At 61.3% G+C, this 12,568-nt stretch carries 9 protein-coding genes; 7 read left to right on the top strand and 2 right to left on the bottom strand.

The genetic code is table 11. From position 1 onward, the window contains the following. The first annotated feature begins 101 nt into the window (after positions 1-101). A complete protein-coding gene (locus AOA60_RS14100) occupies positions 102-845 on the top strand; it encodes a YkgJ family cysteine cluster protein (RefSeq protein WP_099584926.1) in 744 nt (247 codons plus the stop codon). A gap of 13 nt (positions 846-858) precedes the next feature. Here the strand turns inward: AOA60_RS14100 and AOA60_RS14095 are convergent, their stop codons facing one another. Both AOA60_RS14095 and AOA60_RS14090 read right to left on the bottom strand, forming a co-directional pair. After that, positions 859-1,641 carry a transporter substrate-binding domain-containing protein gene (locus tag AOA60_RS14095; RefSeq protein ID WP_099584925.1) on the bottom strand — a complete coding sequence of 261 codons (783 nt, stop codon included), beginning with the start codon at positions 1,639-1,641 and terminating at the stop codon, positions 859-861. 165 nt (positions 1,642-1,806) lie between these two features. Then, positions 1,807-2,040, bottom strand: a complete 234-nt coding sequence (locus AOA60_RS14090) for a hypothetical protein (protein WP_099584924.1) — start codon at positions 2,038-2,040, stop codon at positions 1,807-1,809. 214 nt (positions 2,041-2,254) lie between these two features. Between AOA60_RS14090 and AOA60_RS14085 the strand changes: the two genes are divergently transcribed. The 6 genes from AOA60_RS14085 (at position 2,255) to AOA60_RS14060 (ending at position 12,441) form a co-directional block, all read left to right on the top strand. After that, positions 2,255-3,421 (top strand): efflux RND transporter periplasmic adaptor subunit, encoded by a 1,167-nt coding sequence (locus tag AOA60_RS14085; protein WP_099584923.1) that lies wholly within the window; start codon positions 2,255-2,257, stop codon positions 3,419-3,421. Then, complete coding sequence (locus AOA60_RS14080) at positions 3,418-6,513, top strand: multidrug efflux RND transporter permease subunit (RefSeq protein ID WP_099584922.1); 3,096 nt, start codon at positions 3,418-3,420, stop codon at positions 6,511-6,513. Before AOA60_RS14085 ends, AOA60_RS14080 begins: the two co-directional genes overlap by 4 nt. A gap of 8 nt (positions 6,514-6,521) precedes the next feature. After that, positions 6,522-7,199: a heavy metal response regulator transcription factor gene (locus AOA60_RS14075; protein ID WP_099584921.1), complete on the top strand. Its 678-nt coding sequence runs from the start codon at positions 6,522-6,524 to the stop codon at positions 7,197-7,199. Beyond that, positions 7,189-8,553 (top strand): heavy metal sensor histidine kinase, encoded by a 1,365-nt coding sequence (locus tag AOA60_RS14070; protein ID WP_099584920.1) that lies wholly within the window; start codon positions 7,189-7,191, stop codon positions 8,551-8,553. Before AOA60_RS14075 ends, AOA60_RS14070 begins: the two co-directional genes overlap by 11 nt. Before the next feature lie 979 nt (positions 8,554-9,532). Then, positions 9,533-10,861 carry an OprD family porin gene (locus AOA60_RS14065; protein ID WP_099584919.1) on the top strand — a complete coding sequence of 443 codons (1,329 nt, stop codon included), beginning with the start codon at positions 9,533-9,535 and terminating at the stop codon, positions 10,859-10,861. A gap of 86 nt (positions 10,862-10,947) precedes the next feature. Next, entirely contained in the window at positions 10,948-12,441 is a 1,494-nt protein-coding gene (locus tag AOA60_RS14060) for a sensor domain-containing diguanylate cyclase (protein ID WP_099584918.1), read from the top strand. The last annotated feature ends 127 nt before the right edge of the window (positions 12,442-12,568 follow it).

The raw sequence follows: 12,568 nt of genomic DNA, 5'->3' as shown, positions 1-12,568 counted from the left end.
TGGCGCATAACTTGCTTCCAGACTGCCATACCGGTGCAAAGAGGTAAAAACCCGTCACCGTGATTGCGTGCCCTCTGACCTAGCCTGGTAACAGATCCGCCATGAACACTCATTTTTCTTGCGTTGGTTGCGGTAAATGCTGCAGCGACCATCACGTCCCCCTGACCCTTGCCGAAGCCCGTATGTGGGCGACGGACGGCGGTAACGTCATTGTTCTGGTAGAGGGATTCCTCGGTAACGGACTGGGCCTGCCCCCACTGCAACGCGAGCATGCCGAGCGCCGTTCGGTGGTGGTGCCCAGCGGCAGCACCGAAGCGTTTGTGGCCATTACCTTTGCCGCCTATAACGCCGGGCGCTGCCGGAATCTTGACGAAGACAACCTGTGCCGCATCTATGAGCGTCGCCCATTGGTGTGCCGCATCTACCCGATGGAGATCAACCCGCATATCCCGCTCAACCCTGCCGCCAAGGATTGCCCGCCGGAATCATGGGAGCAGGGCCCCGCGCTGATCGTCGGCGGCGGACTGGTGGACCCGGAACTCGCGATACTGATCCAGCGTTCGCGCCAGGCCGACCGCGACGATGTGCAGACCAAGGAAGCGGTGTGCGCCTTGCTGGGCATTCGCACCACGGCGCTCAAGGGTGATGGGTTTACCGCGTACTTGCCGGACATGGGCGCATTTGCCCAGGCGATCGAGTTGGCGGTTGAGCAGCCGCGCGTGGCCAATGAGTGGGTGTTTCATGTGTCCGGGCTGGACATCGCCGAGCAGATACTCGATGCAGGGGCGCAGATTGCCACGCAGGTGCCGGCCAATTATGCGTTTATCTCGTTGCGGGCTGCGTAGGCCTTATTGGCCATCATGACGCAGCGGGAGCAGCGTCCAGTCGGTAGGATTGAATGATCCGCTGGTACTCACCACTCTGCTTCAACTGTTCGAGGGCGCAGTTAAGCTCCTGGCGCAATGCGGTGTCGGGCTTACGCACCGCAATCGCTACACCATCGCCGAGCAGCGGCGCCGAAATGGGTGGGCCGAGGAAGTCAAAATCCCGGCCTTCGTCGGTGTCGAGCAAGGCTTCACGGATTTCTACGGTGCCTTGCAAGGTTGCGTCGATTTCGCCGGCCACCAGACTGCGCACCAGATCGTCATTGAGCCAGAAGCTCTTGATGATGACGCCCCGGCGCGCCCACTTCGTCCGGGCAAAGGCTTCACGGTTGCTCCCCAGCAATACGCCGATCCGCTTGCCCTTGAGCGACCTTACTTGGGGCAGCAAGCCGGATGTGCTGCGGCCCACCAGGCGTGTGGTAAAGGGGTAGAGGTGATCGGTGAAGCTGACCGAACGCCGCCGCTCCAGCGTAGGTGCCATCCCCATGATTGCGTCGAATTTTCTGGCTTCGAGGGCGGGAAAGTCTTCGACAAGCACCTGATCGACCCAGACGCAACGTGCATTCAACTGCACGCACAGGGCATTGCCCAGCTCGATGTTCAAGCCCACCAACTGCCCTTGCGGGTTACGGCTCTGGAAGGGTGGGAATTGCGCAGCAACCCCAAAACGGATTTCGCGACGCGGTTGATCAGCGGCCGCGAGCGCATCAGCCGAAAGCAACAGGGCAAACATGACACAGATGTGTATCAGGGCCACGGGAAACGTCCTTTTCCGGAAAGACCAGCGCCGCCCTGTTCCCCCTTGAATCACGGGGACAGAGCAAAGGCGGTGCAAGCTTTCAAGAAAGGGCTGTAGACCTGCAATCAGAAATATCAGCGGAGGCTGTAGGCAACAGTCGACACGACGTGCAACCGGTTAATCTCAGCGTTTACCCATCGAACGACGAGTGCCCGGTGGTGCCATGCCCGGTGACTTGGTGTGACCATTCTTGGCGCCGTTTTTGTACCAAGGCTGGGCGGCATTCTTGGCTCCAGCCAGCTCACCCGGCTTGAACGGAAACTTGAACGCCGGGATCTCGGCTTTTTCAACGCTTTCGGCGCTGGCCGGATCGACGATGTCGGTCGCTTCAACAGAGGGTTGTGTCGGGGAAGTCATGGAAGCTCCGGAGCGTGCAAAAAATGATGCGGGGCCGGCTTGCGGGCCACAGTGGCGCGCAGTATACCTGCGCGCCTCAGATCTTTAACCACCGCCTGTACGAATGGTCGGAGTTTGCTGACAGCGCTGTCAGTTAGCAGTCACCGTGCTGACCGGGTTGAAGGGCTATAAAGACCGCTCACTCTCCCCATCCTTTGCCCCCGGCGCCTCACCCATGCAGATTCAACGAAAAACCGCCCTGATTGTGGGTGTCGTCGTGGTCGCGGCGATTGCAGCCTGGGCGCTGACCCGGCCGGCCAAGGCCAAGCTGGCAGTACCGAGCGCAATCCCGGTACGGGTGGTGAGCGTGGCGCAACAGGATATCCCGCGATTTGTCAGCGGCATCGGCACGGTGTTATCGCTGCACAGCGTGGTGATTCGCCCGCAAGTCGACGGCATTCTCACCCAATTGCTGGTCAAGGAAGGCCAACGGGTCAAGGCCGGCGACCTGCTGGCGACCATCGATGACCGCTCGATCCGCGCCAGCCTCGACCAGGCCAAGGCGCAACTAGGCGAGAGCCAGGCGCAATTGCAGGTGGCCTTGGTCAACCTCAAGCGCTACAAGGAATTGAGCGTCGACGACGGCGTGTCCAAGCAGACCTATGACCAGCAACAAGCCTTGGTCAACCAACTCAAAGCCACCGTCCAAGGCAACCAGGCCGCCATCGATTCGGCCCAGGTACAGCTTTCCTACACCCAGATCCGCTCTCCCGTCAGTGGCCGCGTGGGTATTCGTAATGTGGACGCAGGTAATTTCCTGCGCACCAGCGATACGCAGGGCTTGTTCTCCGTGACCCAGATCGACCCGATTGCCGTTGAGTTCTCGCTGCCGCAACAGATGCTGCCGACCCTGCAAGGCTTGATCGCTGCAAGCACCCCGGCCAGCGTCGACGCCTACCTGGGCGCCGACACCGACGGCCAGACCGGTGACTTGCTCGGTGAAGGCCATTTGAGCCTGATCGACAACCAGATCAGCTCCACCACCGGCACCCTGCGCGCCAAGGCCGAGTTCAACAACGCCTCCCAGCGCCTGTGGCCGGGGCAATTAGTGACCATCAAGATCCAGGTCGCCCTCGACAAAAACGCCCTGGTGGTGCCGCCGACCGTAGTGCAACGCGGCCTGGACTCGCACTTCGTGTACCGGCTCAACGGCGACAAGGTTGAGGTGGTACCGGTGCAGGTCACTTACCAAAACAGCGACGTGAACATCATCAAGGGTGTGCAGGCCGGTGATGTGCTGGTCAGCGATGGCCAGTCGCGGCTCAAGGCCGGTGCCCAGGTGGACGTGCTCAAGGAGCCGCCGCAGGTGATCCAGACCGTCGATGCCAAGGTGCAGCCATGACCGGTAGCCGTTCGCCGTCAGCCTGGTGCGTCGACCACCCGGTCGCCACGCTGCTGCTGACCTTCGCCCTGGTGCTGCTCGGGATGATTGCCTTCCCGCGCCTGGCCATCGCCCCACTGCCGGAGGCGGAATTTCCGACGATCCAGGTCACCGCGCAATTGCCCGGCGCCAGCCCGGACACCATGGCCTCATCGGTGGCCACGCCGCTGGAAGTGCAATTCAGCGCCATCCCCGGCATGACCCAAATGACCTCCAGCAGTGCCTTGGGCTCAAGCCTGCTGACCCTGCAATTCACCCTCGACAAGAGCATCGACACTGCCGCCCAGGAAGTGCAGGCGGCGATCAACACGGCGTCGGGCAAGTTGCCCAGCGATATGCCGAGCCTGCCGACCTGGAAGAAGGTCAACCCGGCGGACAGCCCGGTGCTGATCCTCAGCGTCAGCTCCGCCAGCATGCCCAGTACCGAGCTGAGCGACTACGTGGAAACCCTGCTGGCGCGGCAGATCAGCCAGATCGACGGCGTCGGCCAGATCAACATCACCGGCCAGCAACGCCCGGCGATCCGGGTGCAGGCCTCGCCCGACAAACTCGCCGCCATCGGCCTGACCTTGGCCGATGTGCGCCTGGCGATCCAGCAATCGAGCCTCAACCTGGCCAAGGGCGCGATCTACGGGGAGAACAGCGTGTCGACTCTGTCGACCAACGACCAGTTGTTCCACCCGGAGGATTACGCCCAACTGATCGTGTCCTACAAGGACGGTGCACCGGTTCAACTGCGCGATATCGCCAAAGTCGTCAACGGTTCGGAAAACGCCTACGTGCAAGCGTGGTCCGGGGATACGCCCGGCGTGAACCTGGTGATCTCGCGCCAGCCCGGCGCGAACATCGTCGAGACCGTGGACCGCATCCAGGCCGAACTGCCGCGCCTGCAAGGCATGCTGCCGGCGTCGGTGCAGGTCAGTGTGCTGACCGACCGCACCAAGACCATCCGTGCCTCGCTGCATGAAGTGGAAGTGACGCTGCTGATCGCGATCCTGCTGGTGGTAGCAGTGATGGCGCTGTTCCTGCGCCAACTGTCGGCGACGCTGATCGTGTCCAGCGTGCTGGGTGTGTCGCTGGTCGCCAGTTTTGCGCTGATGTACCTGATGGGGTTCAGCCTGAACAACCTGACCTTGGTGGCGATTGTGATCAGCGTGGGCTTTGTGGTGGACGACGCCATCGTGGTGGTGGAGAACATCCACCGCCATCTGGAAGCAGGCCTCGACAAACGCGCAGCGGCGATCAAGGGCGCGGGCGAGATTGGCTTTACGGTGGTGTCCATCAGCTTCTCGCTGGTAGCGGCGTTTATTCCGCTGCTGTTCATGGGCGGCGTAGTCGGACGGCTGTTCAAGGAGTTCGCCCTGACGGCGACCTCGACCATCCTGATTTCAGTGGTGGTGTCCTTGACCCTCGCGCCAACCCTGGCCGCGCTGTTCATGCGCGCCCCGACCCACCCTACCCACGGCAAACCCGGTTTCAGCGAACGCCTGCTCGCCGGCTACGCGCGCAACCTGCGCCGCGCACTGGCCCATCAACGCACCATGGCGGCAATTTTCGTGGTGACCCTGGCCCTGGCGGTTGTCGGTTACGTGTTTATTCCCAAGGGATTCTTTCCGGTGCAGGACACCGGCTTTGTGCTCGGCACCAGCGAAGCCGCAGCCGATGTGTCGTACCCGGACATGGTCGCCAAGCACAAGGCCCTGGCCGAGATCGTCAAGGATGACCCGGCGGTACTGGCGTTTTCCCATTCGGTGGGCGTGACGGGCAGCAACCAGACCATCGCCAACGGCCGCTTCTGGATTGCACTGAAGGATCGGGGTGATCGTGATGTCTCCGCCAGCCAGTTCATCGACCGCATCCGCCCGAAACTGGCCAAAGTGCCGGGCATCGTGCTGTACCTGCGCGCCGGCCAGGACATCAACCTCAGCTCCGGCCCCAGCCGCGCCCAGTACCAGTACGTGCTCAAGAGCAACGACGGCCCGACGCTCAACACCTGGACCCAGCGCCTCACCGAAAAACTGCGCGCCAACCCGGCGTTCCGCGACCTGTCCAACGACCTGCAACTGGGCGGCAGCATTACCCACATCAGCATCGACCGTCAGGCCGCCGCGCGCTTTGGCCTGACCGCCACCGATGTCGACCAGGCGCTGTATGACGCCTTCGGCCAGCGCCAGATCAACGAGTTCCAGACCGAGATCAACCAGTACCAGGTGGTACTGGAGCTGGACAGCCAACAACGCGGCAAGGCCGAGAGCCTGAACTACTTCTACCTGCGCTCACCGCTGACCAACGAGATGGTGCCGCTGTCGGCGCTGGCCAAGGTTGACCCACCCACCGTGGGGCCGTTGTCCATCAGCCATGACGGCATGTTCCCGGCGGCCAACCTGTCGTTCAACCTGGCGCCCGGCGTGGCATTGGGTGATGCGGTGATCATGCTCAACCAGGCCAAGAATGAAATCGGCATGCCGGCGACCCTCATCGGCAATTTCCAGGGCGCGGCCCAGGCGTTCCAGAGCTCGCTGGCCAGCCAGCCGTGGCTGATCCTTGCGGCGCTGGTGGCGGTCTACATCATTCTGGGGGTGCTGTATGAGAGCTTCGTGCACCCGCTGACGATTATTTCCACCTTGCCTTCGGCCGGTTTGGGCGCGTTGATCATGCTGTGGTTGATGGGCCAGGACTTTTCGATCATGGCCCTGATCGGCCTGGTGCTGCTGATCGGCATTGTGAAGAAAAACGGCATCCTGATGATCGACTTCGCCCTGGAAGCCCAGCGCGTGCGTGGCTTGCCGCCGCAAGAAGCAATCTACGAAGCCTGCGTGACGCGGTTCCGCCCGATCATCATGACCACCCTCGCCGCCCTGCTCGGCGCAGTGCCGCTGATGCTCGGCAGCGGCCCCGGCGCAGAAATGCGTCAGCCGCTGGGGATCGCCGTGGTCGGCGGCCTGCTGGTGAGCCAGGCGCTGACGCTGTTCACCACGCCGGTCATATACTTGTACCTTGAGCGATTTTTCCACCGGCCCAAACCAGCTGCCGAGCTGGCAACTACATATTGAGGCGGGTCATGCGCGTACTGATTGTTGAAGATGAAGAAAAAACCGCCGACTACCTGCACCGCGGCCTGACGGAACAGGGCTACACCGTCGACGTGGCCCGCGAAGGTGTCGAGGGACTGCACCTGGCGCTGGAGAACGATTACGCAGTGATCGTGCTCGACGTGATGTTGCCCGGTCTCGACGGCTTTGGTGTGCTGCGCGCCTTGCGTGCACGCAAGCAGACGCCGGTGATCATGCTCACCGCCCGCGAGCGCGTGGAAGACCGCATTCGCGGGCTGCGCGAAGGCGCCGATGATTACCTGGGCAAGCCGTTTTCATTCCTCGAACTGGTGGCGCGCCTGCAAGCCCTGACCCGGCGTAGCGGCGGCCATGAGCCGGTGCAGGTCACCGTCGCCGACCTGTGGATCGACCTGATCAGCCGCAAGGCCAGCCGCAATGGCGTGCGTCTGGATCTGACCGCCAAGGAGTTCTCGCTGCTCAGCGTGCTGGCGCGGCGCCAGGGTGAAATCCTGTCCAAGACGGCGATTGCGGAGATGGTCTGGGACATCAATTTCGACAGCGACGCCAACGTGGTCGAGGTCGCGATCAAGCGCCTGCGCGCCAAGCTGGATGGGCCGTTCGACCACAAACTGCTGCACACCATTCGCGGCATGGGTTACGTGCTGGAGAACCGCAGTGTCGTCTAATTCCATCGCCCTGCGCCTGAGCGGCATGTTCACCCTGGTGGCGCTGCTGATTTTTGTGTTGATCGGCGGAGCGCTGTACCAGCAGGTCGACCGCAGTCTCGGTTTATTGCCGGGCGCAGAGCTGGATGCGCGCTACAGCGTGCTGGAGTCTTCGATCAACCGCTTCGGGACGCCGGACCATTGGCTGAAGATCAGGGCCAAACTCAAACTCTTGAGTGAGGAAGACAAGCGCATCCGCTTCTGGGTGGTCAGCAGTGATCCGAGCTACGAATACGGTGAGCCGGATGCGCAGATCCGCGCCTTCGCCGAGGGCCCCAGCGGCAAGCGCGATTTACACCTGCCTGGCCATTCTCATCCGTTCAAAGTGCTGGTGAGCCAGTTTCCCGCCAAGGACCAACGCCCGCCGTTGCGCTTCATGATTGCCATCGACACCGAGAATTTCCGCGCCACCCAGCATCACTTGCTGGTGGCACTGATCAGCCTGGCGCTGGTGGGCGTGGTGCTGGCTGCGCTGCTGGGGTTCTGGGTGTCGCGCATTGGTCTCAAGCCCCTGGGCAAACTCTCGGATGAAGCGCGCAAACTTGCGCCGCCCAAACTCTCCGGACGGCTGCAACTGGCGCCATTGCCGCCGGAACTCAAGCAATTCGTCAATTCCTTCAACTCCACCCTCGACCGGGTTGAGCAGGCCTACTCGCGACTGGAGTCCTTCAATGCCGACGTGGCCCATGAACTGCGCTCGCCGCTGACCAACCTGATTGGGCAGACCCAAGTGGCGCTGACCCGAGGGCGCTCGGCCGAGCATTATCTGGAAGTGCTGGAGTCGAACCTGGAGGAGCTGGAACGCTTGCGTTCGATCATCAACGACATGCTCTTCCTCGCCAGCGCCGACCAGGGCAGCAAGGCTACCAAGCTGATCGAAAGCTCCCTGGCCGATGAAGTGGCCACCACCCTCGACTATCTGGATTTCATTCTCGAAGACGCCCAGGTGCGGGTTCAGGTGCACGGAGACGCGCAGGTACAGATCGAAAAAGCCCACCTGCGCCGGGCGCTGATCAACCTATTGAGCAACGCGGTGCAGCACACGGCGCCGGGGCGGGTCATTGAGGTGAATATCGGCGTGCAGGAGCAGTTTGTGGCGATTGGGGTGACCAACCCAGGTGATGAGATCGCCAGTGAGCATATGCCGCGGTTGTTTGAGCGGTTTTATCGGGTGGACGCGTCGCGCAGTAACAGCGGGGCGAATCATGGGTTGGGATTGGCGATTGTCAAGGCGATTGCGCTGATGCACGGGGGGGATGTGTTTGTGCGTAGCGAGGGAGGTGGGAATACGTTTGGGATTACGCTGCCCGTTTAGGCTGAGGTTGTGTACATATCCGTTGTTTGGGTAACGGCGCGTATTGGTTCCGCCCTTACGGCGGGTCACTTTGGAAAAGCCCCAAAGTAACCAAAGGGCTCTTGCCCCAACACTCGGCACCTCGCTTAGGCTCGGTGTGCCCTCACTCCGGCTTGAATCCGTGGGCCGCCGCGATGGGCCATCCTTGGCCCAGCGCGGCTAACCCGGCGTCCTGCCGGGTTACCCACGGATTCAAGCCTGCGTTCGGCCAGCGTGTTTAACGGGGCGCCTAAGATCAAAATCAAGATCAAGATCAAAAGCGCAGATCAAAAGACCGCTGACTTCGTCAGCGACAAGGATGTAAGAGCCAGATCAACAACAGAGCAGAGCAACCCGCTTTTGATCTAACCACTCAGGTCGGCTACCAGGCCGCCGTGCTCTGCTTTTGATTTTGATTTTGATCTGAGATCGCCCCGTCAACCACGATGGCCGGAATCCGATATTGATTTGGGGGGTAAACCGGCAGGGATGCCGGTTTAGCCGCCCTGCGCCATGGATGGCGCGTGGCGGCGGCCCCCCAAATCAATGTCGGATTACGGGCATGCCGAGCCTAGGCGAGGCACCGAGTGGTGGGGCGAGGACCTTTTGGTTACTTTTGGGTCCCTCCAAAAGTGACCCGCTGTAAGAGCGGAACCCTAAGCCGCCGTTACCGCAGCAACGGATATGTACACCACCACCAAACTGTTGCGATTTGGGCAACAGTCATTCTCTTGTTACACTCTGTATCACACCGCCCGCCTGCGTTAATTTGACGCATCGACGAGCGCTACGGCAAAGACACCTACCCGCTTACCCGAATTTCCCTCGACTTATTTCCAGGGCTCTACACTGGGAATATGTCTTAAAGCCGCTGATATCAGCGGCTTTTTTTTGCCGTAAAAAAGGCCAGGCACACCACCACGACATTGGCCGTTTTCGATTGACCAAAGGAGCTTTACCGGTGAAGAACTCGCTGACGCTGACCCCGTTATTCCTCGCGATTGCAGCAACTATCGTCCCCCTTGCCCACGCGGCAGACACTCCCCCCACTGAAGGTTTCATCGAGGGCTCGCACCTCAACATCAACACCCGCAACTACTACATGAACCGCGACCGGCGCGACACTCATACCGATGACAGCAAGGAGTGGGGCCAGGGCTTCCTCGGTACGTTCGAATCCGGCTACACCCAAGGCACCGTCGGCTTCGGCCTGGATGCCCACGCCATGCTCGGCCTCAAGCTTGACGGCGGTGGCGGCACTGACGGTTCCAGCATTCTCCCCTACGGCAGCACTGACGGCAGCGGCAAAGCGCCCGGATCGTTCTCCACGGCCGGTGGCACCTTGAAGGTGCGCGCCTTTGATACCGAGCTGAAAGCCGGTGACCTGTTCCTCAACAACCCGGTCATCGCGGGCGGTCAGACCCGCATGCTGCCGCAGACGTTCCGAGGCGTGAGCCTGAACAACCACAGCTTCGACGGCTGGATGTTCGAAGGCGGCCAGGCCAGTTTCACCAAGCTCTACAACCAGAGCGGTCACCGTCGCATCGGCACCAGCTACGGCGCTTTGCCGAGTAACACCGACAGCCAGCATATGAACTGGGCCGGTGTGTCGTTCAGCGGTATTCCCGGCCTGACCAGCAACCTGTACGCCTCCGAACTCAAGGACGTGTGGCACCAGTACTACTACGACCTGGACTACACCTACGCACTCAATGACCTGGTCAGCCTCAACCCGGGCCTGCACTACTACCACACCCAGGACACCGGCCGGTCGTTGCTGGGGGATATCGACAACAACACCTACAGCCTGCATTTCACCGTGGGCGTGGGGAACCACAGCGTCACCGCCGCCTACCAGCGTGTAAACGGCAACACGCCATTCGACTACATCGCCCAGGGCGACAGCGTGTACCTGGACAACTCCCAGCAATACTCGGACTTCAACGGCCCCAACGAGCGCTCGTGGAAGCTCAAGTACGCCTATGACTTCGCAGGCTGGGGCCTGCCCGGCCTGACCTCGGCCGTGTCCTACATCAGCGGCAAGACCGACCTGACCCAGGTCGACCCGCAAAGCCGTGGCTACAGCGCCTGGTACAGCGCCGATGGCAAAGACGCCAAGCATTGGGAGCGGGACATCGACGTGAAATACGTGGTGCAGGGCGGCAAGGCCAAGGACCTGGCAATGCGCTTTCAATGGGCGACCAACCGCGGCAGTAACGGCTACTCGGCGGTGGACCGGGATGTGGATGAGTACCGGGTGATTGTCGACTACCCCATCAACGTCTTCTGACCTGCTGATCTTTCTTTCCAACTCAGCATTTATTTTTCATCGGGTAGAACTAAACTGCCAGCATTCACACCGCTGAAGTCTGCCCGATGAGTCAACGCCCTGCTCGTACCTCGCCTGCACATCCGGAGTTGTTTTTGATTCTGGGCAGCGGCCTCACCGTCGCCCTGATTGTAATTATCGTCGCGGCGTTGCTGATCCGTGAACACGCCAGCACCCTGCAGGCGGCCAAGCGCTCGACCACCAACATTGCCCAACTGATCAATGCCGATGTGCTGCGCAACGTCGAGTTGTACGACCTGGCGCTCAAAGGCTTGATCGCAGCCAAGCAACGCGAAGACCTGACGCTGGTGGATGTGAATATCCAGCACCTGGTGCAGTTTGACCTGGCCACGGCGGCGCCTTTCAAGGGCGAGGTCCTGTTGTTGGACGCGGAGGGCGCAGTCACTGCAGACTCCTCAACCTTGCACCCCAGCCCGCGTAACTTTGCCGACCGTGACTATTTCCAGGTACATGCACAGGACGCCCAGGCCGGCTTGTTCATCAGTCGACCGTTCAAGATCCATTGCGATTGCGACCAGGTCTGGCGCATGGCATTCAGTCGGCGCGTATCAGGGCCCAACGGAGAGTTCGCCGGCGTTGCGGTGGCGACCATGCGGCTGGCGTATTTCGACCAGTTGTTCAGCACCCTGACCATCGGCAACGGCAGCAGCGTCAACCTGATCAACAAAAAAGGCATTCTGCTGGCCCAGCAGCCGCTGCTCGAACGCGACATGATCGATAAGGACCTGAGCGAACGGCCGAATTTCAAACGCATGCTGCTCGAAGGCAGTGGCAGCTTCCAGGCTATCTCCGCCATCAGCGGCAAGGAGCGCCTGTACACCTTTACCAACGTCGGAGAGCTGCCATTGATCGTGGTGGTGGCCCTGTCCAGCCAAGACGTGTTCGCCCCTTGGAAACGCGCGGCGCTACTGACCAGCGGCGCCACCGGCATCCTGTGTATAGGCCTGTTGTGGCTGGCCTGGATGCTGCGTCGTGAACTGCGGCGCCGCTACCGCGCAGAGCGGGTGCTGTCAGAACTGGCAGCCACTGACGCCCTCACCGGGCTGCCCAACCGCCGCATCCTCGATGAGCGCCTGCGCCTGGAGTGGGACCGCGCCCAACGTTCAACAGAGTCGCTGACGCTGCTGATGATCGACGTGGACCACTTCAAGGCGTTCAACGATCGCCATGGCCATCAGGGCGGTGATGAAGCGCTGCGCACGGTGGCCCAAGTGATCGGCAACAACATCCGTCGCCCTGCCGACCTGGCGGCGCGATATGGCGGCGAGGAGTTTGCGGTGGTGCTGCCGCATACCGATGCCAAAGGTGCCTGGGTGATCGCCGAGCACATCCGCAGCAGTGTCGAGCATTTGCCACGGGTGGCGGGGAGCGAACGGCCGATTACCGTGAGCATCGGCATGAGCACTTGGGATAAACGCAGCCGCATGTCCCTGGAGGCGTTACTGCTGAGTGCGGACCAGGCGCTGTATGAGGCCAAGCACAGTGGGCGTAACCGGATTGTGGATGCCACCACCTTCTAATTGTTAATCAAATCCAATGTGGGAGGGGGGCAAGTCCACTCCCACATTTGGATTTCCAGTGTTCTGAAGGTTTTTCACATAAAAAAAAGGCCACCCGAAGGCAGCCTTTAAAAACTAAAGAAAGAGA

It is taken from the genome of Pseudomonas sp. 2822-17, from assembly GCF_002742485.1.
GTDB lineage: Bacteria > Pseudomonadota > Gammaproteobacteria > Pseudomonadales > Pseudomonadaceae > Aquipseudomonas > Aquipseudomonas cyclaminis.
The sequence above is the reverse complement of the archived record's forward strand: the minus strand, read 5'-3'. Positions and strand labels throughout refer to the sequence as shown.

What these genes read in the sequence shown, in the direction of transcription:
- AOA60_RS14060 (WP_099584918.1), top strand. Translation starts at nt 10,948, where the DNA reads ATGAGTCAACGCCCTGCTCGTACCTCGCCTGCACATCCGGAGTTGTTT.
- AOA60_RS14075 (WP_099584921.1), top strand. Translation starts at nt 6,522, where the DNA reads ATGCGCGTACTGATTGTTGAAGATGAAGAAAAAACCGCCGACTACCTG.
- AOA60_RS14100 (WP_099584926.1), top strand. Translation starts at nt 102, where the DNA reads ATGAACACTCATTTTTCTTGCGTTGGTTGCGGTAAATGCTGCAGCGAC.
- AOA60_RS14080 (WP_099584922.1), top strand. Translation starts at nt 3,418, where the DNA reads ATGACCGGTAGCCGTTCGCCGTCAGCCTGGTGCGTCGACCACCCGGTC.
- AOA60_RS14085 (WP_099584923.1), top strand. Translation starts at nt 2,255, where the DNA reads ATGCAGATTCAACGAAAAACCGCCCTGATTGTGGGTGTCGTCGTGGTC.
- AOA60_RS14090 (WP_099584924.1), bottom strand. Translation starts at nt 2,040, where the DNA reads ATGACTTCCCCGACACAACCCTCTGTTGAAGCGACCGACATCGTCGAT.